This is a genomic window from Fulvimarina thalattae, assembly GCF_040239565.1.
Classification (GTDB): Bacteria; Pseudomonadota; Alphaproteobacteria; order Rhizobiales; family Rhizobiaceae; genus Fulvimarina.
The window spans coordinates 258548-278667 of sequence record NZ_JBEHWS010000006.1 but is presented as its reverse complement, the minus strand read 5'-3'; the positions used below and the strand labels follow the sequence as shown (position 1 = coordinate 278667).

The following is a 20120-nucleotide window of genomic DNA, read 5'->3' as shown; positions in this document are numbered from 1 at the left end:
TCTGTTCTCTTTCGAGAGATGAAAGATGGACGTAGGATGGCAACGCAACACTCCAATTGGTCTGGACAACCGAGCCGATCATACATCGGCTCTGGGGTGTTGCACTTCGCGCTGGAAATCAGGGAGCGTATCGCGTTACCTCGCCCAGCTCGACACGGTCGACCGCCAGGAGCCGACGCCGGAGCTTGCTGCCAAGGTCGTTCGGCTGAAGGAGAAGATTGCCCGTCTTGGACAGGAGATGGAGCGCCTTGCTGGCCTGGAAGCGCAGATGGCGGCGGCACCGGACCGGCAGGTTTCGCTGACCGATCCCGACGCCCGCTCGATGGCGACCAGCGGGCGCGGCTCGGGCATGGTCGGCTACAACGTCCAGGTGGCGGTGGAGACCGAGCATCATCTGATCGTCGCTCACGAGGTCACCAATGTCGGATCGGACCGGGCTCAACTCAGCGGCATGGCCGATAAGGCCAGGCAAGCGCTCCAGGTCGATCGGCTCGATGCGGTGGCTGACCGGGGTTACTATTCCGGTGAGGAGATCCTGGCTTGCGAGAACGCTGGCATCGCCGTCACCCTGCCTCGTCCCATGACATCGGGAGCCAAGGCGGCAGGCCGCTTCGGCAAAGAGGATTTTCTCTACATCCGCAAGGAGAACGCCTATCGCTGTCCGGCGGGACAGACGCTCGCCTATCGCTATACGACGGTGGAAAACGGTCTGACGCTCAGCCGCTACTGGACAAACGCCTGCCGGGCCTGTCCGCTGAAGGCGGACTGCACCACGGGCAAAGAGCGACGCGTGACGCGCTGGGAGCACGAGGACGTCCTGGAGACCGTCCAGCGCCGGCTGGACGCCGACCCGCAGGCCATGCGGGTGCGGCGCGAGACGGTGGAGCATCCCTTCGGCACCCTGAAGGCGCGGATGGGGGCGACCCACTTCCTGACCCGGACGCTGCCGCGCGTATCAACCGAGATGGCGCTTCAGGTGCTTGCCTACAATCTGACCCGCGTCCTCAACATCATGGGAAGCAGGAAGCTCCTCGCCGCCATCACGGGCTGATAAGGCCCTGTGCCGGTGCCACGGTCAAAACAACAGGAGCAGGATTGCCCCCGATCAATTTGTCCCGGAAATATCGGACAACGGAGCCATCAAAGCGCCATCTCTCGACGCTCAGCAATCCGGTCGGCCTCATAACATCGAACGACAACCCGGATCGACGTTTTGACACGGCCTGGGTCGCAAGCCGCCGTCTAAACTCGAAAGCCATGCAGAAAAGCCCGCGCCGGTATTCCCGCGCGGGCTTTGCATTCCTGGCTGATATGTCGTGTCTGTCTGCGCTTAGCGGCGCGGGCCCGAAGGATCGTGCGGCGCGCTGCGGCTCATCTCGTCGATGTCCCGGCCGTAGATGGCCAGGTTGTGGCGGACATAGGCGCGAGCCTGACGCTCGCGGGCCTCGATCATGCGGTCGAGCGCAGTGCGGAAAACGCCCTTGGACGGCGATGCCTTGCGCATGGACAGATCGGTGTAGCTGTTCGTTGCCATGCCAGTATTCCCCTTTTGGATAGCGTTGGCTGTCTGTCTCCCTGCAACACAATATGGAGGATGCGGACGGAGTCTGGCAGGCACCGGTATGCATAGCTCCCTCGCATTTGCTGCAATGCAAAATGAACGGGTGTTAAGGCTTTGATAAGCCGCTTTCGATCTGTCCGGGGGGCTTCGTGGTGGGTCCGTTGCCCTCGCGCAGGTCGCGTGGACGCGATAAGGAGCGGGTTCTGTACTGCGAGAAACGGGGATTGAGGGAAGCCGGTGATGTTTCAGAGTTTCGACGAGGTCAGCGACTCCTCGAAAAGCGCGGATCGGCTGGCAAGGCTGCGTTCGCGCCTGAAAACACTGGGCGTCGACGGCTTCGTCGTGCCCCGAGCCGATCGGCACCAGAACGAATACATCCCCGAGCGCGATGCGCGCCTCAAATGGCTGACGGGCTTTACGGGATCGGCCGGCACCGCCGTCTTGCTGCCGAACCGCGCGGCGGTTCTCTCCGATGGGCGCTACACAATCCAGCTGCGTGAACAGATCGATACGAATGCGTTCGAGCCAGTCTCTTCGGTGGAGACCTCCCTCAACGAATATCTCAAGGAGTATGCGAAGGGCCTTGCCGTCGGTATCGATCCCTGGCTGACGACCATCTCGGGCGCCGAACGCCTGAAGGAGGTGCTTGAAGCTGAACGGGGCCGGCTCGTCACGCTCGACGAGAACCCGGTAGACCTCCTTTGGGAGGACAGGCCTGCCGCTTCTGGCTCGCCGGTTGCGCTCCATCCGATCGAATTCGCCGGTAAATCGGCGGCAGACAAGATCGCGGAGGTGGCCGAGGCCGTTCGCAAGGCGAAATGCGATCTCACCGTGTTAACCGACCCGGCCTCGGTTTCGTGGCTCTTCAACATTCGCGGCAAGGACGTGGAGCACACGCCGCTCGTTCTCTCCTTCGCTTCGGTCACGAAGGATGGAGAGGCGACACTCTTCATCGATCCGCAAAAGCTCGACGACGAGACGCGCCCGGCCCTCGAAGCCGTTGCGACCGTGAAACCCTACGACGCCTTCGCGGACGAGCTGCGCATCATGTCGGAAGCGACTCAGATCGGCCTCGACAAGACCCTGGCGGTCGCGGCGATCGGTGAGATCGTGGCCGATGCCGGCGGCACGGTCGTCGCGATGGACGATCCGGTGAAATCCCTGCGGGCGAAGAAGAACGAAGCCGAGATCGCAGGCAGCCGTGCAGCGCACCGGCGCGACGGGGCCGCAATGGTTGCCTTTCTTGCATGGCTCGATCAGCAGGCGCCCGGCTCGATCACCGAAATCGAAGTCGCGAAGGCGCTGGAGGAAAGCCGTCGCCGCTTCGGCGAAGCCGAGGGGCAGCCGCTTCAGGATATCTCCTTCGACACGATTTCAGGCTCCGGACCCCATGGGGCCGTCGTCCACTACCGAGTCAACACGGAGTCCGACCGTGCGCTTCAGGCAGGCGAGCTCTTCCTGCTCGACTCCGGCGGGCAATATCGCGATGGAACGACCGATATCACCAGGACGATGCCGGTCGGTGAGCCCACGGACGAGATGCGCCGCATGTTCACGCTGGTCCTGAAGGGCATGATCGGCATTTCTCTCGCGCGCTTTCCCAAGGGTTCGCGCGGCGTCGATATCGACGTCCTCGCCCGCACCGCATTGTGGAAGGCCGGCGTCGACTATGCCCATGGCACGGGCCATGGCGTCGGCGCCTTCCTTGCGGTGCACGAGGGCCCCCAATCGATCTCGCGGCGGGGCATGGTGGCGCTCGAGCCCGGCATGATCGTTTCGAACGAGCCGGGCTATTACAAGGAAGGGGCATACGGCATTCGCATCGAGAATCTCGTTCTCGTCACGCCGCCTTCCGAGATCCCAGGCGGCGAAACGCCGATGCTCGGCTTCGAGACGCTGACGCTCTGCCCGATCGACCGCCGCCTGATCGATCCATCCCTCCTCGTGCCGGAAGAACGCGATTGGCTCGACGCCTATCACGCGCGTGTAGCCGAGGAGATCACGCCCTTCCTCGATCCCGCGGAAGCGAGTTGGCTTGCCGAAGCGACGCGCCCGCTCATATGATCAAGTAGTTGATCCATTGAGACGAAGTGGTGCCGCCCCGCATTGGCACGGCTCAGGGAGTGAAGCGAGAGATGGATATTCAGCGCGGTGAAGACCGGTCCATTCATCCGGCGCCAACGGAATATTTCACCGGAGACGTTCAGATCGAGCGGCTCTTCGCGGCGCCGGATCCGGCCCGGGTCAATGGCGTCCGCGTCACCTTCCAACCGGGCGCGCGCACGGCTTGGCACACCCATCCGCTTGGCCAGACGCTTTACATCACCGAAGGCAAGGGCCGCGTTCAGCGCGATTGCGGCGAGATCGAAGAGGTTCAAGTTGGCGATGTGGTGATGTTCGCGCCGGGCGAAAAGCACTGGCACGGCGCGACGAGCGACAGCGCGATGACCCATATCGCCGTGCAAGAGCGGCTCGACGGCAGCCATATCGACTGGTTGGAAAAGGTGACCGACGCCGAATACGAGGGCGAGGACTGAGTCGCCGCTCAACGTCTCCGGACCAACGGATGGCTTTACCGGCATTTCCCGGGTGACTATCTCTCGGGGAACGAAAGAACACGACGTTTCGAGGCAATCGATATGAAGCTCAGCTATTTCGCCTGGGTGCGCGAGCGCATCGGCGTTGCGGATGAAGAAGTCGCACTGCCGGCCGGCGTTGTGACGGTCGCCGATCTCCTCGGCTGGCTGAAGGGTCGCGGCGAGAACTACGAATTTGCGCTTCAGGCGCCGGAGATCATCCGGGTCGCGATCGATCAGGAGCATGTCGACCATTCCGAGCCGCTCGCCGGTGCGAAGGAAGTCGCCCTGTTCCCACCGATGACGGGTGGCTGACCGATGAGCGCCGACGAGGAAACCCCGCGTGACGTTCATCGCGATATGGCTGCGTCGATGTACGACCGGAGCGAAGGCTCCAGGACCCTGAGGCCGGAAGGACTGGCGCCCGGTGCGGAAATGCGTGAGCCGGAAGCGCGTAAAGCCATCGCTCCAAAGGTGACCGTTTCTGCCGAGCGCATCGATATCGCGGCCGAGACCATGGCGCTTTCCGGTGAAAGCGATGCCGGTGCGCTCGTCACCTTTTCAGGTTTCTGCCGCGACGAGGATGGCCGTCTCTCGGCTCTGGAACTCGAACATTATCCGGGCATGGCCGAGCAGGAAATCCGCAAGATCGCCGAGGAGGCTGCCCAGCGCTGGCCGCTGATCGCGGTGCGCGCGGCTCATCGCTACGGCAAGATCGCGCCCGGCGAGGAGATCGTCTTTGTTGCCTGCTCCTCCAGACACCGCGGCGCGGCCTTCGAGGCGGCATCCTTCATCATGGACTTCATGAAGACCAAGGCCCCCTTCTGGAAGCGCGAGCACCTGAAGGACGGAAGCGTCGGCGGCTGGGTGGAGTCAAAGGCGACCGACGAGGCGGCCGAGGATCGTTGGCATAAGATTTGACACGTTGCTCGGCCGTCCTGCTGGACGGTGCGGCATCGGCCGATTGCTGACGTCACATTTGGCGTAGGGCGTGCACACTCTCATCCCTCGTCGGGGGCAGGAGAGTGCGCGCTTTCCGTCTGACCTTATTGCACAGCCGTCTCGAAGCGGGCCGTGGCACTGTCGACGATGGTTTCCACATCCTCGGCGCGCATAAGGCGCTTTTCGACGAGCGCTTCGGCTGCCGCCTGCGCCTCGCTCCGATAGGCGTCCGCATCGGCATAGCGTTCCGAGAGCGGCGTGCGGGCGTCGGAGTTCGAACCATCCTCCTTCGGAAACGCCACGAAACTTCCCGTCAGGCTGCAGAGATCGCCGGGGGCGAAGCCTTCCGCCCGCAGGTTCCAGCCCCAATAGGTGCCGATCGGGGCCGCGATCACCGGCTCCTCGACGCCGCCCATGGGCAGGCCGTCCTCGTCGGTCTTCGGAACCATGACGTCATAGGTCTCGCCGGCCTTCGGCGGCAGGCTGGAATGGTCCATCACCGCCAGCGGGTTGGGCATGGGGCTGGGCCTCTCGCCGTCCAGCACCGGTAGCTCTAGCGCATCGGGCGCGACGATATCGTCGCCCGAAAGACCGGGAAAGACGCTGTCCGGCGGCGTCTCACCGCCCGTAACCCAGGCCTCCATGTTCGCGACGAGGGCTCGCATGGTGGGGGCGGCGCTCGCCGGGTTGGACGGGTAAACGCAGGTCTCGTTCTCCTTCGAGCTCGACTCCCACGCGTTGAAGTGCGGCGCGCCTGCGATGAAATAGAGCCGCACACCGTCAGGCATGGTCAGCGCTTCGCCGGAGGGAGAGGTGGAGACCAGCGAAGACCGCGCCTGCCAGAACTCGGTGGAGGTGTCCGTGTGGATCACCAACGGGCAGGTGTCCGTCTCCTCGCAGGCGGTCAGGATGCTGCCGCTCTCGCCGCTCAGCGGATCGCTGGTCTCGGCATATGTGAACGGGAACTGGTCTCCCGGATAATCGTGATCCTCATGCTGGCGCGAATAGCGGCCCGGCTGGGCGAAGCTGTAATTCGTGAAGGTCTTCCGCGAGCCGGCGATGTGCGGCATCGCCCCGTCGAAGACCTGCGCACCGCCCTCGTCGGCATTGAAGCCCTGATAGATGAAGTCGCGGAGGAACCGGCCGGATTGGGAAATGCCCATGCCGATCGTATGATTGATGCCCGAGATCGGGTTCTCCACCTCCCCGCCGCCATTGCCGCGCAGGAACGAGACGACGTCGGCCGTCGCCACGAAGGCAAGGCCCATGGGCAGCGCGTCCTTTGCCGGATAGATGAACTCGTAGATCGCGCCGTCGTCCATGCTCTCCGGCCGCGTGATCTCGATCGAGGTCTCGTCCAAATAGCGGAAGGAGACGCCATCCGGCGTTGAACGCTCGTCGCCCGGCTTGGCGCGAACGGTGAGCGTCGCTTCGCCGGGCTCGGTGCTTGCCGCCGGATAGGTCAGCGACACGGTCTGGGTCTCGCCGTCCTTGTCGAAGATGAACTCCTCGCGCGACTGGCCGGTCACCTCGGGCAGCACCGGCAGCTCCATCTGGAGCGACCCTTCATCGAGCCCGGTCTGCCAGCCGCTCCAGACGAGGGTATGGCCCTCCGACATGAGAAAGCCGTCGCCCGGATCATCGACGGAGAATGTCCCTTCCACCGACGTCACGAAGTTCAGGAGCGCGAAGCTGAGATTGCGGCCTCTGTTGGGGACTTCGTAGAACATCGTTCCGGAGCCCTTGGAGGCGTCCGTGGGAGTGAGGATCGTTACCCTGGTCGAGAATTCGACCTCGCCGTTCGCGTTCACCGGGGCTTTGTCGAGATCGACGATCGTCTGGCCGCGCTCGGATTTCGGATCGATGGCGAGGTGGGCCGTTGCGTCGATCCGCTCGTAGGCTCCGGTCTTGCCGAAGCTCTTGCCCTCATAGGCGGCTTCGCGACTTTCGACCTCGAAGCCGACGACACGCGCCTGACTGTCCGTGCCGCTCGCGGCAACAAGCGAAATCATGGCCGCACTGAGCAGCCATCCTGTGCGATTCATAGGGTCCTCCTCCCGGAAGTCTGATGCTTCCTGCGAGGCACTGGAGCGCGTGGACAGCTAACATGTCAATGGATTGTATACGACCCACGGCCACATCACGCTAACCCGGCGGGGGAAACGAGGGCAGCGGATCGACCGATTTCGTCTGCAATTTTCGGCAGCTAGCCACAACAGGAAAGCGGTTTGAACGGAGCCAAATTTTTTTGCTGCCGCCGCCAAGTTTCGAGCCGCGTGGATGATCTCAGCCGTCGGCTGGGCTTCTTCGGGGCGGAGTCGGAGGAAGCGAAGGAGGCTTACCGATCGACGATTTCGTTTGCGCGATAGCCCTGCATATAAAGAAGCGCGGTGAGGTCGCCGAAATCGATGCGATGTTCGGCGCTCGCTGCAACCGAGGGCTTGGCGTGGAGCGCGACGCCGGCACCGGCTAGGCGGATCATGCCGAGATCGTTCGCGCCGTCTCCGACCGCAACCGCATCGCGAACGTCGAAGCCGCGCATCTGGGCGATCTCGGTGAGGGCAGCCACCTTGGCATCCGATCCAAGGATGGGTTCCGCGACCTTGCCGGTCAGTGTGCCGTTTTCTTCCAGCAGGGTGTTGGCGCGGGTCTCGTCGAAGCCGAGCTTGCCAGCGATCACCTCGGTGAACGCGGTGAAGCCGCCGGAGACCAGAGCCGCATAGCCATCGTTTGCCACCATGGTCGCGACCAGCGTTTCGCCGCCGGCGGCGAAAGTAATGCGCTCTTCGATAACCTTTGCGATAACGCTTGTCGGCAGGCCCTTGAGGAGGGCCACACGCTCTCTAAGGGCGGATTCGAACTCGATCTCGCCGTTCATCGCCCGCGCGGTGATCTGCGAGACCGCTTCCTTCGCCCCGATCTCGGCGGCGAGTTCGTCGATGCACTCCTGATCGATCATGGTGGAGTCCATGTCGGCGATCAGGATCGACTTCCGGCGGTTTTCGGTCGGCTGCAGCACGGCATCGATACGCTGGCTGGCGGCGAGACGGCGGGCGGCCTCCCATGCGCCGGGCAGGGGCTCGCGGTCTAGGACGAGGTCCGAGGCGTGGGTCGGGTGCAGCTTGTCTTCGGAAGTGACATAGCCGAGAACGTCGGCAATTTTCACGATCAGCCCAGTCTCCAGGCCGGCGGAACTTGGCGGGGCGATCAGGGTTGCGACGAACATGAAGAGGCGAAAATCCTGACCGACAAGGTTCCAGAGGCCGTCCTGATAGCCGGGCCGACCGCGAGCGGCAAGTCACGCCTTGCTCTCGATCTGGCGCAGCGCCTCGACGGGTGGATCGTCAACGCCGATTCGCTACAGGTCTATCGCGATTTGCCGATCCTGACGGCGCGACCTACCGAACAGGATGAAGAGGCCGTGCCCCATGCCCTCTATGGGCATCTTGCAGCCGACGAGCCGATGTCGGCGGGGCGTTATGTGCGCGAGGCTGCGACTGTTCTCGATGCATGCCGGGCAAAGAGCCGGATGCCGATCTTTTGCGGCGGCACGGGGCTCTATTTCAAGGCACTGCTGGGGTTGCTTGATTCAATGCCACAGGTGCCTGCGGCCATTCGCGATAAATGGAGGGCGCGGCTGGTGGAGGATGGACCGGAGATGCTTCACCAAAAGCTTTCGTCCATCGATCCGGCGACGGCGGAACGGGTGAAGCCGAAAGACGGCCAGCGGATTGTCCGCGCGCTGGAAATCTATGAGGCTACGGGAAAGCCGCTGAGCGAGCTGCAGGCTGGCAGGGGTGAGGGCATTCTCGAAGGAGACAACACGCTGAAGATCGTGCTGACGCCGGATCGAGCGGTTCTGCGTGATCGGATCGCCAAGCGTTTCGACCAGATGCTGGAAGCCGGCGCGATGGACGAGGTGCGCGATTATCTTGCCAGACGGCCTGAAGAGGGGCGTTTCGTCGAAAAGGCGATTGGCTTCACAGAGCTATCGGGAGTGCTGGCTGGCGAAGCTATGATCGACGCGGCCCGCGAACGCGCCATCACGCGGACCCGGCAATATGCCAAGCGCCAGGAGACCTGGTTCCGCCATCAGTTCGACGACAGCTGGCTTCGTTGCCCTGACGTTGCGGAAGCGCTCTCGCGAACCAAGCCTATGCTTGAGGCGGTAAAAACCTAGCCTTCGAACAGGCTGCCCTGCGCTTTTTCGGCCTCTGCAACCGGCGATTTCCGGCGCTTGCGGGGCGCTGCGGGTCGCTTGCCGCCTGGCGTCGCGTCTCCACTGGCCAAGGCTCCGACTCTGCGGTCTCCGGCAAATTCGACGGCAAAGGCCGTGCCGGGTGACAGAAGCGCCGGATCGGTGATCGGCGCGTCATCCTCGCCGCGGATAATGGCATAGCCGCGCTCCAGCACGCGCTTCGGGCCGAGGCCGGATGCGACACGCCAGGTCTGGCGGAGACGCTCACGGCGATCCTCCGTCAGCCGCGTGCGGGCGCGATCGAAGCGTTCGCTCACCGTATCGAGCTTCAGACGGGCTGCCTCACTGCGTGCCTTGAGGCCAATCGGCTGGAGGTTCGCGGTGATCCGCTGGAAGAGCTGGCGCTGGCGCGAGAGCCGCCCGGCCATCGCCTGTTCGGCTTCGAGCGCGGCATGGCGAAGGACGCCGCGCTTTTCGCGGACCGCCGCTTCGAGGGTCGAGAGCGAGAGGCGCGCAGAGACGGCGCCGAATGTCTGCCGCCGCTCGGAGACGACGAGCAGGAACTGCGAGCCGAGCCCGGAGGCCGCGTCGTCCAGCCGCCGACGGGGGAGCGCCAGCAGCATATCCGGCGAGGGAAGCGCCCGCGCGGTCTGGGCGACCTGCCGGCGGTCATGGTCGAGCCGGCGGGAGATGGCATTGCCCTGCCGCGCATGGAAGGCCGCGACATCCGCGAGAAGGTCGGCGCGCACGGGAACGGCGATCTCGGCCGCCCCCGTCGGGGTCGGTGCTCGCCGGTCGGCGACGTGGTCGATCAGCGTCCAGTCGGTCTCGTGCCCGACGGCCGAGATGAGAGGAATCTCCGAATCGGCCGCCGCGCGGACCACCGCTTCGTCGTTGAAGCCCCAGAGATCTTCGAGGCTCCCCCCGCCGCGCGCGACGATGAGCACGTCCGGTCGCGGGATCGCCCCATCGGGTTCAAGTGCGTTGAAGCCGGCGATTGCCCGTGCCACGGCGTCTCCGGAGCCTTCGCCCTGAACCTTCACGGGCCAGACGAGGACATGGACCGGAAAGCGATCGGTGATCCGGTGGCGGATATCGCGGATGACGGCACCCGTCGGCGAGGTGACGACACCGATGACGCGGGGCAGGAAGGGCAGGCGCTTCTTGCGATCGGGCGCGAAGAGTCCCTCCGCTTCCAGCATGCGGCGACGTTCGTCGAGAAGCGCCATCAGCGCGCCGGCGCCGGCCGGTTTCACGTCCTCGATGACGATCTGGTATTTCGACGAGCCGGGATAAGTCGTCAGCCGCCCTGTCGCGATAATCTCAAGCCCCTCCTGGGGCTTGAAGGCGAGCTTGGAAAAGCTGCCGCGCCAGATCACCGCGTCGATCCGCGACTTGTCGTCCTTAAGCGCGAAATAGGCATGTCCCGAGGAATGGGGTCCGCGATAGCCCGACACCTCACCGCGCACCCGCACATGGCCGAAGGCGTCCTCCACCGTGCGCTTCAGCGAGATCGAAATCTCCGAAACGGTGAATTCGGCGACGTTGGATTGGGGTTCCTGATCGAGAAGGCTCATGGAAGGACCGAGCCATCTTCACAGCGTTCAGTCAAGCATTGGGGCGGCAAGCGATAGCCTTTCCGGTGCAGCGACAAAGGCGGCCTGAGGCCCGCGCCGCTCACCAACCGGCGGCGACGGAGCCGGGCTTGCGGCGCTGCGAGCGGATGATCCGGGTTTCCGGCAGATGGTGGATCTGCGCGACCGGCTGGGCGGCCGGCGTATTGGCCGGCGCGAGGTTCGCGAGGCTGTCGCGAATATGTTCGATCAGCGCCGTGACGATCGCCCCCGACGCGTTGGAGGAGCGAAGAATACCGATCGCCGTATGATCCAGCTTGGGGAAGCCGTCTCGCTCGCCGAGGACGCGCATACCGGGCCTCAGCGCGCATTCGGGCAGAACGCCGATCGCGAGCCCCGCGAGAACGGCCGAGATCAGCACCTGCGCCGACCATGAACTGAAGAGGACGTTGTACTTGCGTCCCGCCCGCTCCAGCGCATCGATCCCGTCGCGGCGCCACTTGCAGTCGGCACGTCCGACCGCAAGGGGCACGATGTCCTTCAGATGAGCCTCGTGAGCGCTCGACGCCACGAAATGCAAAGGCTCGTGTCGCACCACGTCGAGCTTCGCTCCGTCGGTGCCGCAGTCGGAGACGAGGGCGACGTCGAGACGGCCCTTGGCGATCGCATCGGCGAGATTGGAGGAGGGCTCGCAGGCGATCGAGAGTTCGACCAGCGGATTGGAGCGGGAAAAGCGCGCCAGAATCTCCGGCAGAAAGCGCTCGGCGTAATCGTCGGGCAGGCCAATGCGCACCGCGCCCTGCATGGCGTTCTCATCGAAGGCGGAAAGCGTCTCCTGGCTGAGGGTCAGCATACGCCGTGCATAGGTGAGCAGCCGCCGGCCGCTTTCGGTGACCTCGATCGCCCGGCCGTTGCGCTCGAAGAGCTTGGTTTCGAGGCGATCTTCCAGCCGGCGCATCTGCATGGAGACGGCGGACTGGGTCTTGAACACATCCTCTGCCGCCTTGGTAAAACTTCCCGCATCCACGATCGCAACGAAGGTGCGCAGCTGTTCCAGATCGATCGGGGACGTCATGTGGCGGGGCTCCATCAGCAAAAGCGATGGCAGAGATTACGAACATTCGTTGGATCGATCAATAGCCGATCGTTATGTGTCGCTTCGTCAGGAAGAAACTTGGAAGCGTTCGCAGCCCCCCCGGCTCGGCGCTTCTCTTTTTCCTCACGCCCGACGGCTTTCAAGAAAGGACACAAAGCCATGGCGATCTTCCAGAGAACCACCACCGGTCACCTCACCCATTCGTTCGGCGAAGGCATCCGACTTGCGGGCTCGGCCCTGCGCGCCTTTGCCGTCACGATGGTCAATCGCCGCGCTGCCCGCCGTCTCTCCGATCTCCCGGATTATCTTCTGAACGATGTCGGTCTGAAACGGGACGACGTGTATGAAGCGCTCAACCGCGACTGGCGCTGTGATCCGACCTATCTCCTTTCGATGAAGGCCGCCCAGAACACGTGCGGCACACGACGGTCCTGATCGTTTTCCACGAACCTTCGCTTAAATCGAAAAAGGCCGGGAGTTCGGTGCTTCCGGCCTTTCGTTTTTTTATCGCTGACGGATAGGCGGGTCACGCCTCGTGCCGGTCGTCCGGCTCGTCGTCTTCGCGCTGATTTTCTTCATCCTCATCTTCTTCGCCCGGGTTCGGGCGAATTTGCGTGAAAAGCAGCTTGTCAATGCGTTGGCCGTCGAGATCGACGACCTCGACCTGATAGTTTTCCCATTCGAAGATCTCGCCGACTTCCGGGATGTGACCGATCTGTTCCAGCACGAAGCCGGCGACGGTCTCGTAGTCGCGGTCTTCGGGAAATTCGATGGTCTTCAGCTTGTAAGCGAAGGTGTCGACCGGCATGGAGCCGTCGACCAGCCAGGACCCGTCCTGCCTTCGAAAGGCGGACACGTCCTCTTCGGCACCCTCCGGCAGCGAGCCGGCAATGGCGGTCAGAATGTCCTGCGGCGTCGCGATTCCCTCGAAGGAGCCATATTCGTCGAGAACGACCGCGATGTGGAGATTGGCACTGCGGAAGGCTTCGAGCAGTTTCAGGATCGGCATCGCCTCGTTGACGTAGAGCGGCTTGCGCATCGCTGTCTTGATGTCCATCCGGCCTTCCCGGCGCTGGAGCTCGAAAAGATCCTTGGTCTGGACGATGCCGACAATCGTGTCTTCCTCCGTATCGAGCACGGGGAAGCGAGAATGTCCGGTCTTGATGATCTCCTCGAAATTCTCCTCCTCGCTGTCGTGGACGCTCAGCCAGTCGACATCGGGACGCGGAACCATGATCGAGCGGACGTTCCTGTCGGCGATGCGGATGACGCCTTCCAGCATCTCCCGCTCCTTTTCCTTGAAGACGCCGAGCTGCGTGCCCTCCTTGATCATCGAGCGGACGTCCTCCTCGGTGACCTCTTCCTCCTTGTCGTCGTCGTTGACGAAAGGCTTGGTCACGAGTTTGGTGGAAAACTCCAGAAGCCAGACGATCGGCGCGCCGATGCGCGCGACCAGGCGCATCGCCGGCGCGACGAAGGAGGCGACCGCTTCGGGCTTGGAAAGGGCGAGGCGTTTGGGGGCGAGCTCGCCGAAGATCAGCGAAAGATAGGTGATGACGACGACGACCGAGACGAAGGCGAGGTCGTAGGCGAAAGGCGCGAGAACCGGAACGCCGCGAAGCACTTCGGCCAGCGGCTCGGCGAAGACCGAGCCGCCATAGGCGCCGGCGAAGATGCCGACGAGGGTGATGCCGATCTGAACCGAGGAGAGAAAGGTCGTCGGGTTTTCGACAAGCTTCAGCGCGGCATTGGCGCCGCTCTTGCGCTGTTTGGCGCGCTGTTCGAGCCGCGAGCGCTTCGCCGATACGACGGCGAGCTCGGACATGGCGAAGAAGCCATTGAGGAGGATCAGTCCGAAGACGATCAGGGCATTGAAAATCAGCAAGGGCTATAGACCTGACGGGAAAGCGAAACGGTTCTGCGGTCTCCCGCGGCGATCCGGGTTAACGCCGAGGGCTGCCGAGCGTTGCGGAGGTTTTCCGCGAGCGCAAAAGCACGGCAGGTTCAGTCTTTTTTCGCCTCGTCGTCCTTGAGGGGGTTGGCCTCGAACAGTTCGGTCATGCGCTTCATGTAGTCCGCCTGCATTTCGGCGCTGGCATCCATCAGCCGGGAGAAGCCAGCAGGGTCCGGCGCGAGCGGCGGCGTTTCGGTTTCGGCATCTGCGTCCCTCTCGGGCTTTCCCAGTTCGACTTCGCTCTCCGAATCCGCGTCGCACGTCTTTTCCGATTTGACCGGCTCGTGCGCGAGACCTTTGGAAAAGCCCTCGAAGATGGCGAGGAAGGGGAGCGTCGGAATATCACCGCCCGAGTCCTCAACCGTCTTGGAACGCTCTTCTTCTTTCGGCTCGATCGCGTTCTTCGCGGCCATGAAGGGCATGGGCGGCAGCCAGGGCAGGGGGCCCTTGAAGGCGTCCGCGAACATATTGCTCATGCCGTCCGATCCTGTACGCCGGGGGGGCGGTTCGTTTGGCGAGCGGGAAAAGGCTTCGAGCGCGTTTGCACTGCGACGCATGACGTCGGCGACGTTTGCCGGCACGTCCGTCGGATCGAACTCGCCGTTCCGGGGCCCACGCAGATACGTCGTTCCGACCATCTGCATCATGGTCTGCATCGCCATCAGCGTGAGATTGCGCATCAAAGGTTGCACGGTATCGGGTGCCGTGCCGGTGACCGAGGAGACCTGACGGGAAATGGCGTCGACGAGAGCGTTCGACCCAAACAGGCTCTCGGTAAGGTTCTTCACTTCCGGCCGGTTTGCCGTCCTACGGGAGGTCGCGTCCATCGAGCCGAAAAAGGGCGCGAATTGCTGCGAGACATTGGCGGCGGTCGTCGGGTTCGACATCGCGCGCATCAAGGCTAGCGAGAAGGCAGGGGCGAGCGCCTGGGTGGTTTCCTGCAATTCGCTGGGGCTGAGATTGTAGGCGCTCGCGAGCCGATCCGCCGCCAGCCCGGAATCGGATGCCGTCAGCCAGTCGAAGAAATCGGTCATCGTGTCGCCTCCCGCGCCCATTCGCGCCGTTTTACCTATCCCGTCATATGAAATTGGTTCTGTCAAAGCGGCTGCAAGGCCAATTCGGCGATCGAACCGGTTGAAACGGCGCGGATAACAGCTTTGTCAGACAATCGTTTCCTCTTGGCACTGCCCGAAATGGCAGGGCTCAAGAAAAATTCGCGCCGCGGTTCTTGTTCGTTCGTTTCACTGATAATTCAATAGACGAGGTTCTTGAACACCTGCTGCATCGAGCGGCCCCATTGCTCTTCGTAAAGCCGGACGAGTTCTTCCGCCGATGTGGTTCCGCGCGCCACGACCTCTTCGAGCGGGGCGAGGAAAAAGCTTTCGTCATTGCCTTCGTCGTTTCTGTTCGCCCGGGCGATCAGGCCTTCCCGCGATATTCGGACACATTCACGGGCGAGATCGAGAACCGTCCCGTCCCGGAACGGCGTGCGGAAACCTTCCTTCGGAACGCGCTGGCGAAGTTCCGAGACTTCTTCGAAGGTGAAATCGCGGGTCAATTCCTCGACCTTGTTAAGCGCACCCGGCGCATAGAGGAGGCCGACCCAGAAGGCGGGAAGGGCGCAGATGCGCCGCCAAGGCCCGCCGTCGGCCCCGCGCATTTCGATGAAGCGCTTGAGGCGTACATCCGGGAAGAGGGTGGAGAGATGGTTGGTCCAGTCGCCCATATTGGGCTCGGCGTCCGCGAACCGGCCCTTCAGCGCCCCGTCGAGGAATTGGCGGAAGGTGACGTCGGTCGCGCGGTTGTAGTGGCCTTCGCGCGAAACGAAGTACATCGGGACGTCGAGCGCCCATTCGACATAGTCGCGATAGGTAAAGTCGTCCTTGAAGACGAAGGGCAGGAGGCCGGAGCGGTTGTTGTCCACGTCGTGCCAGACCTCTGAACGCCAGGAAACGAGGCCGTTCGGCTTGCCCTCGGTGAACGGGGAATTGGCAAAAAGCGCCGTTGCGATCGGCTGGAGCTTCATGCCGATCTGCATCTTCCGGCGCATGTCTGCTTCGTCGGCGAAGTCGAGATTGACCTGGATCGTCGTCGTGCGCAGCATCATGTCGAGGCCGCGCGTTCCGACCTCCGGCATATAGGCGCGCATGATGTCGTAGCGCGACTTCGGCATGATCGGCGTCTCGTCCAGCGTCCAGGTGGGCGAGGAGCCGATGCCGAGAAAGCCGATGCCGAGCTCCTTGGCGATGGAGCGCACCTCGGCGAGATGCCTGTTGGATTCCCGGCAGGTCTCGTGGATGGTTTGAAGCGGCGCGCCGGACAGTTCGAACTGTCCGCCCGGCTCGAGAGAGATAGCGCCGCCTTCGTCGTCGTTGAAGAGGCCGATGATCCGCCCGTCGTCGAGGATCGGCTCCCAGCCGGACAGCGCCTGAAGGCCTTCGAGGATCTTCGCGATGCCCCGATCGCCCTCGTAGGGAACGGGTGACAGATCATCGAGATAGAAGGCGAACTTCTCGTGTTCGGTGCCGATCCGGAAGTCGCTGGCCGGCTTTTCGCCGCCCTTGAGGTAAGCGGTCAGATCGTCGATCGATCCGATCGGCGTCGCATTGCTCGTGTCGCGGGCCATGGGAGTCCTCTCCAGTCTGAGGCGGGCATCGGTGTTTCCCCGATTCTGCCCGGTACCGTTTTTGCGCCCGTCAGGCTGCGCGGCAAGACGCTGTTCTAAGCGACACGCCGTTCATACCAGTAGGAAATCAAGCGGCCGGTTTCCAGTCACCGCAAACCGCTTGCACCATGGTGAGCGCCGCAACGGCCGCGGTATCGGCGCGCAGGATACGGGGGCCAAGGGAAATCGTCGTCGTGCAATCGGCCTTGAGGAGCGTTTCGCGTTCCTCCGGTGAGAATCCACCTTCGGGGCCGATCAGCAGGCCTTTCGGGCCGTTTCCCAAGCTTTGCAACGCTTCGATGGGTGTCGCCGCCTCCATCTTTTCGTCGCAGAAGACGAGGGGTACGGACGGCGCCCAAGTCTGGAGAAAGTCGTCGAACTTCATCGGCTTTCGGCAATCCGGAATGGTCAGGATTCCGCATTGCTCGGCCGCCTCGATGGCATTCGCCTGCATCTTGTCGATTCGGATGCGATGATTCTGCGTGTGATGGGTCAGCACCGGCTGGAGCGTGCCGACGCCCATTTCGACCGCCTTCTGTACCATGTAGTCGAGCCGGCCCACCTTCAGCGGCGCGAAGCAGTAGACGAGGTCATAGGGCGCTGTCTGAGACCGCACCTGTTCGGCGGGAACGAGCTCCAGCTTCTTCTTGCTCGCCTTGCGCAGCTCTGCGCGCCATTCGCCGTCGCGGCCGTTGAAGAGGAGGACGCTCTCGCCCTCGTCCTTCCTCAGAACGTTGAGGAGATAGTTCGTCTGGGCCGGGCTCGCAGGCACGGGTGTGTCGACGGCGAGAGGCTCCTCGACGAAGAGGCGGGGGCTTTTGAAATCGTAGGTCGGCATCATTTGACGCAGTGTTCGGGATCTTTTGCAGCGCAACTTAAGCCGTAAGGCGCCGTTGTCACCGCAATCGACGAAAACGACCTCCACTACAATAAGGGATTACACGCTGCCATGGACTTGAAGATTCGCGATCGCGTCGCTCTCATCACCGGCGCCACCGGCGGTATCGGCTATGAGACGGCGAAGATCCTCGCCGACGAAGGCGTCAAACTTGTTCTTTCCGACCTCAAGATCGAGGATCTGGAAAAAGAAGCCGAGAGCCTTCCGACGGAAACGATCTGCCTCAAGGCCGACTGCACGGACCAGGACAGCATCAACGCCATGGTCGAGCTGGCCTACGAGAAATTCGGCACGATCGACATCGTTGTTCATACGGCCGGCATCACAGGCGCCAAGGGGCATCCACTTGAGATGACCGATGCGGACTATCGCGAGGCCTGGGATATCGACTTTCTTTCGGCTGTCCAGATTGCCCGCGCGACCTTCCCGAAGATGCGCGAGAAGGGTTGGGGCCGTTACGTGACGATCACGTCGGAGAACGCGGTGCAGCCCTATTGGGACGAGGCGACCTATAACACCGCGAAGGCCGCGCTCGCGGCCTTCATGAAGAACCTCTCCTATCAGGAGGCCGCGCACGGCATCCTCTGCAATTCCGTGGCACCCGCTTTCATCGAGACGGCAATGACCGATGGCATGATGGAAAAGCGGGCGAAGGAAATGGGCGTTTCCTTCGATAAGGCCGTCGAGACCTTCCTCGACGAGGAGCGTCCCGGCATCGTTCAGAAGCGGCGCGGGCGTGCGGACGAAGTCGCGGCGGCCATAGCGCTTCTTGTCTCCGAGCGCGGCTCGTTCATCAATGGCTCGAACCTGCGGGTCGACGGCGGCGCGGTTCAGTCGGTTCAGAACTGACGTCGGCCGGCGCTTCCTTTTGAGGACAGAAAGAAAGCGGCATCCGATCGGGTGCCGCTTTCTTCGTTTCGATGGTCAATGCGATCAATTTCCGGGGCCATCAATCCGGCTCGGAGCGATCGGATCGGAGGCGGGGAACGTCTCGTCCAGCGCCTCGTCGATATCGCTTTCCTCATAACCCTTGTTGCGCTCCTGCTTGGCGCTGCCTTTTTGGGTGTTGTCGCTGCCCGTCTCTGGAGGGGGCGGGTTCATCGCATCGTCGTATGCTGAGTCATCTCTGGCTCGCATCGGAATTCTCCTTTCGAGCTTGGCACCACTTGCTCCCGTGATCGGCATCATGACCGAGACGGCGCGTTGCAAGTTGATGAGATCATAGAGGAAATTCCGAGCGCGATGATCGGTTCCCCCGCGAGGACGGAACCGACAGGCTCGAAACGTCGCACCTTTAGCGACGTCCCGCATTGAAGCCACGGGGAGGCGCGGCTAGGCTGGCCGGCGTTTCAGACGATCTCTTCCGCCTTCTTCGGAGCCCTCCCGTGCCGACGATCCGCCGCCTCGCCGTCTCCGCGACCCTCGCCGCCGGTCTGCTCGCGCTTGTCTCGGGTGCCGCCGCGCAAGGAGTGGCGAGCGACCGGTTCGTCGCGTCCGAGAGTTGCCCCGCCTTCCAGTCGATCCGAAAGGGCACCAACCCCGGTCATGTCTCGACTGTTCCCGGAACCGTCTACGAGATGATCGGCGTCAACGGGAACGATCCAACCCACTACCGCATCCGCATGCCGGAGGCGCAGCCCAGGGAACGTTGGGTCGCGATGGGATGTGGCGGGGCCGGTAGCGAAACCTCGGGAAACGCATCTTCGGAGCGTGAGCCCGAAGCGAGGTCCGGCACCGATCCGCGCGGCGCGAACGCGCTCGCCTATGCCCTCGGCGGCTCGGCTTCCCAGCCTGCGGGGTCATCCGACCAGCGTTCGCCCGACGGCACCTATGTGCTCGCGGCGAACTGGCATGCGGCCTTTTGCGAGCTCCGTCCGCGCAGCCGGGATTGCCGGTCTGGCGGCTTCGAGGACGGCTTCAAGCTGCATGGTCTATGGCCGCAGCCGCGCGACAACGAATATTGCGACGTCTCGCGCCGCGATATCTACGCCGATCGGCAGGGCGAGTGGCGAAACCTGCCCGAGCCCGACATCACCATGGCGACGGAACGGGTTCTGGCCGAGGCGATGCCCGGCATGATCGCCGATCTTCACAAGCATGAATGGATCAAGCACGGAACCTGCTACGGAGCGACCGCCGAGGAGTATTTCGTCGATGCGCTCGCTCTCGTGGATAAGCTCAATGCGTCCCCTGTTGGAAAGCTGTTTCGCAGCAATCGCGGAAGTGAACTGAGCAATGATGAAATCCGCACCGCTTTCGACGATGCCTTTGGGCGCGGCTCCGGAAAGCGCGTGCTGGTCGATTGCAATGACGACGACGGTCGAGACATCATCAATGAGCTTCAGATCAATCTAAGGGGCGAGATCACGCCTGAGAGAGATCTCGGCGAGCTGATCATGAACGCTTCGACAGTACCGCGCGGGTGTCCGTCGGGGATCGTCGACCGAAGCGGCGATCAGTAGGGCGTGCAGTTCTTTCGCGTAAATTTTGTGAAGAACGTTTCAACACGTATATTTTACGTGACAACCGGATCGGAAAGCCGTAGTGGCCTCGCTCGCTGGTGACAGACTGTTTCACGGCAATGCCGGCCGCAAACGGCAGAAAAAAAGCCGGGTTCGAAAACCCGGCCTAATAAAGTAGGGTTCGAAAAGAACCC

The 20120-nt window shown here is 62.9% G+C and carries 18 protein-coding genes and 1 pseudogene; 9 read left to right on the top strand and 10 right to left on the bottom strand.

Features of this window, described 5'->3' with window-relative positions; genetic code table 11:
* Nucleotides 1-124: 124 nt before the first annotated feature.
* Nucleotides 125-1051 (top strand): annotated as a pseudogene (locus ABRA89_RS10670) (transposase); the annotation flags it as partial.
* A gap of 279 nt (nt 1052-1330) precedes the next feature.
* On the opposite strand, the gene ABRA89_RS10665 reads toward ABRA89_RS10670, so the two are convergent.
* The gene (locus ABRA89_RS10665) at nt 1331-1534 is read right to left on the bottom strand and encodes a hypothetical protein (RefSeq protein ID WP_349941442.1); all 204 of its coding nucleotides are present in this window, start codon (nt 1532-1534) and stop codon (nt 1331-1333) included.
* 264 nt (nt 1535-1798) lie between these two features.
* Here ABRA89_RS10665 and ABRA89_RS10660 point away from each other — a divergent pair, with 264 nt between their 5' ends.
* The 4 genes from ABRA89_RS10660 to ABRA89_RS10645 all read left to right on the top strand — a co-directional run bounded on the left by ABRA89_RS10660 (nt 1799) and on the right by ABRA89_RS10645 (nt 5058).
* The gene (locus ABRA89_RS10660) at nt 1799-3625 is read left to right on the top strand and encodes an aminopeptidase P family protein (RefSeq protein WP_349941441.1); all 1827 of its coding nucleotides are present in this window, start codon (nt 1799-1801) and stop codon (nt 3623-3625) included.
* A gap of 71 nt (nt 3626-3696) precedes the next feature.
* Complete coding sequence (locus tag ABRA89_RS10655; protein WP_349941440.1) at nt 3697-4098, top strand: (R)-mandelonitrile lyase; 402 nt, start codon at nt 3697-3699, stop codon at nt 4096-4098.
* A gap of 102 nt (nt 4099-4200) precedes the next feature.
* A complete protein-coding gene (gene moaD / locus ABRA89_RS10650) occupies nt 4201-4452 on the top strand; it encodes a molybdopterin converting factor subunit 1 (RefSeq protein WP_349941439.1) in 252 nt (83 codons plus the stop codon).
* Between the two features lie 120 nt (nt 4453-4572).
* Nucleotides 4573-5058 (top strand): molybdenum cofactor biosynthesis protein MoaE, encoded by a 486-nt coding sequence (locus ABRA89_RS10645; protein ID WP_349941458.1) that lies wholly within the window; start codon nt 4573-4575, stop codon nt 5056-5058.
* A 125-nt stretch (nt 5059-5183) separates the two neighbouring features.
* Here ABRA89_RS10645 and ABRA89_RS10640 read toward each other — a convergent pair whose 3' ends face one another.
* A complete protein-coding gene (locus ABRA89_RS10640) occupies nt 5184-7124 on the bottom strand; it encodes an alpha/beta hydrolase domain-containing protein (RefSeq protein ID WP_349941438.1) in 1941 nt (646 codons plus the stop codon).
* 293 nt (nt 7125-7417) lie between these two features.
* On the bottom strand, nt 7418-8305 hold the full coding sequence (gene serB, locus ABRA89_RS10635) for a phosphoserine phosphatase SerB (RefSeq protein ID WP_349941437.1): 888 nt from the start codon (nt 8303-8305) through the stop codon (nt 7418-7420).
* Here serB and miaA point away from each other — a divergent pair.
* Entirely contained in the window at nt 8195-9259 is a 1065-nt protein-coding gene (miaA, locus tag ABRA89_RS10630; RefSeq protein ID WP_349941436.1) for a tRNA (adenosine(37)-N6)-dimethylallyltransferase MiaA, read from the top strand. The two genes, serB and miaA, sit on opposite strands and share 111 nt — an antisense overlap.
* Here miaA and xseA read toward each other — a convergent pair.
* Both xseA and ABRA89_RS10620 read right to left on the bottom strand, forming a co-directional pair.
* Nucleotides 9256-10854 carry an exodeoxyribonuclease VII large subunit gene (gene xseA / locus ABRA89_RS10625; RefSeq protein WP_349941435.1) on the bottom strand — a complete coding sequence of 533 codons (1599 nt, stop codon included), beginning with the start codon at nt 10852-10854 and terminating at the stop codon, nt 9256-9258. The genes miaA and xseA overlap by 4 nt on opposite strands.
* Before the next feature lie 100 nt (nt 10855-10954).
* The gene (locus ABRA89_RS10620; RefSeq protein ID WP_349941434.1) at nt 10955-11926 is read right to left on the bottom strand and encodes a LysR family transcriptional regulator; all 972 of its coding nucleotides are present in this window, start codon (nt 11924-11926) and stop codon (nt 10955-10957) included.
* Nucleotides 11927-12106: 180 nt separating this feature from the next.
* Between ABRA89_RS10620 and ABRA89_RS10615 the strand changes: the two genes are divergently transcribed.
* Entirely contained in the window at nt 12107-12382 is a 276-nt protein-coding gene (locus tag ABRA89_RS10615; RefSeq protein WP_349941433.1) for a DUF1127 domain-containing protein, read from the top strand.
* 91 nt (nt 12383-12473) lie between these two features.
* On the opposite strand, the gene ABRA89_RS10610 is transcribed toward ABRA89_RS10615, so the two are convergent.
* From ABRA89_RS10610 to ABRA89_RS10595, 4 genes are all read right to left on the bottom strand, one after another.
* The gene (locus ABRA89_RS10610) at nt 12474-13832 is read right to left on the bottom strand and encodes a hemolysin family protein (RefSeq protein ID WP_349941432.1); all 1359 of its coding nucleotides are present in this window, start codon (nt 13830-13832) and stop codon (nt 12474-12476) included.
* Between the two features lie 119 nt (nt 13833-13951).
* Nucleotides 13952-14935: a hypothetical protein gene (locus ABRA89_RS10605; RefSeq protein WP_349941431.1), complete on the bottom strand. Its 984-nt coding sequence runs from the start codon at nt 14933-14935 to the stop codon at nt 13952-13954.
* 218 nt (nt 14936-15153) lie between these two features.
* A complete protein-coding gene (locus tag ABRA89_RS10600) occupies nt 15154-16527 on the bottom strand; it encodes a glutamate--cysteine ligase (RefSeq protein WP_349941430.1) in 1374 nt (457 codons plus the stop codon).
* A 127-nt stretch (nt 16528-16654) separates the two neighbouring features.
* Nucleotides 16655-17404, bottom strand: coding sequence for a 16S rRNA (uracil(1498)-N(3))-methyltransferase (locus tag ABRA89_RS10595; protein ID WP_463671278.1), 750 nt, complete (start codon nt 17402-17404; stop codon nt 16655-16657).
* 111 nt (nt 17405-17515) lie between these two features.
* On the opposite strand from ABRA89_RS10595, the gene ABRA89_RS10590 reads away from it, so the two are divergent.
* Complete coding sequence (locus ABRA89_RS10590; RefSeq protein ID WP_349941428.1) at nt 17516-18313, top strand: SDR family NAD(P)-dependent oxidoreductase; 798 nt, start codon at nt 17516-17518, stop codon at nt 18311-18313.
* A gap of 84 nt (nt 18314-18397) precedes the next feature.
* Here the strand turns inward: ABRA89_RS10590 and ABRA89_RS10585 are convergent, their stop codons facing one another.
* The gene (locus ABRA89_RS10585) at nt 18398-18601 is read right to left on the bottom strand and encodes a hypothetical protein (RefSeq protein ID WP_349941427.1); all 204 of its coding nucleotides are present in this window, start codon (nt 18599-18601) and stop codon (nt 18398-18400) included.
* 248 nt (nt 18602-18849) lie between these two features.
* On the opposite strand from ABRA89_RS10585, the gene ABRA89_RS10580 reads away from it, so the two are divergent.
* Complete coding sequence (locus ABRA89_RS10580) at nt 18850-19926, top strand: ribonuclease T2 family protein (RefSeq protein WP_349941426.1); 1077 nt, start codon at nt 18850-18852, stop codon at nt 19924-19926.
* The last annotated feature ends 194 nt before the right edge of the window (nt 19927-20120 follow it).

What these genes read in the sequence shown, in the direction of transcription:
- ABRA89_RS10665 (WP_349941442.1), bottom strand. Translation starts at nt 1,534, where the DNA reads ATGGCAACGAACAGCTACACCGATCTGTCCATGCGCAAGGCATCGCCG.
- ABRA89_RS10655 (WP_349941440.1), top strand. Translation starts at nt 3,697, where the DNA reads ATGGATATTCAGCGCGGTGAAGACCGGTCCATTCATCCGGCGCCAACG.
- moaD (WP_349941439.1), top strand. Translation starts at nt 4,201, where the DNA reads ATGAAGCTCAGCTATTTCGCCTGGGTGCGCGAGCGCATCGGCGTTGCG.
- ABRA89_RS10645 (WP_349941458.1), top strand. Translation starts at nt 4,573, where the DNA reads ATGCGTGAGCCGGAAGCGCGTAAAGCCATCGCTCCAAAGGTGACCGTT.
- ABRA89_RS10640 (WP_349941438.1), bottom strand. Translation starts at nt 7,124, where the DNA reads ATGAATCGCACAGGATGGCTGCTCAGTGCGGCCATGATTTCGCTTGTT.
- serB (WP_349941437.1), bottom strand. Translation starts at nt 8,305, where the DNA reads ATGTTCGTCGCAACCCTGATCGCCCCGCCAAGTTCCGCCGGCCTGGAG.
- xseA (WP_349941435.1), bottom strand. Translation starts at nt 10,854, where the DNA reads ATGAGCCTTCTCGATCAGGAACCCCAATCCAACGTCGCCGAATTCACC.
- ABRA89_RS10620 (WP_349941434.1), bottom strand. Translation starts at nt 11,926, where the DNA reads ATGACGTCCCCGATCGATCTGGAACAGCTGCGCACCTTCGTTGCGATC.
- ABRA89_RS10615 (WP_349941433.1), top strand. Translation starts at nt 12,107, where the DNA reads ATGGCGATCTTCCAGAGAACCACCACCGGTCACCTCACCCATTCGTTC.
- ABRA89_RS10605 (WP_349941431.1), bottom strand. Translation starts at nt 14,935, where the DNA reads ATGACCGATTTCTTCGACTGGCTGACGGCATCCGATTCCGGGCTGGCG.
- ABRA89_RS10600 (WP_349941430.1), bottom strand. Translation starts at nt 16,527, where the DNA reads ATGGCCCGCGACACGAGCAATGCGACGCCGATCGGATCGATCGACGAT.
- ABRA89_RS10595 (WP_463671278.1), bottom strand. Translation starts at nt 17,404, where the DNA reads ATGCCGACCTACGATTTCAAAAGCCCCCGCCTCTTCGTCGAGGAGCCT.
- ABRA89_RS10590 (WP_349941428.1), top strand. Translation starts at nt 17,516, where the DNA reads ATGGACTTGAAGATTCGCGATCGCGTCGCTCTCATCACCGGCGCCACC.
- ABRA89_RS10585 (WP_349941427.1), bottom strand. Translation starts at nt 18,601, where the DNA reads ATGCGAGCCAGAGATGACTCAGCATACGACGATGCGATGAACCCGCCC.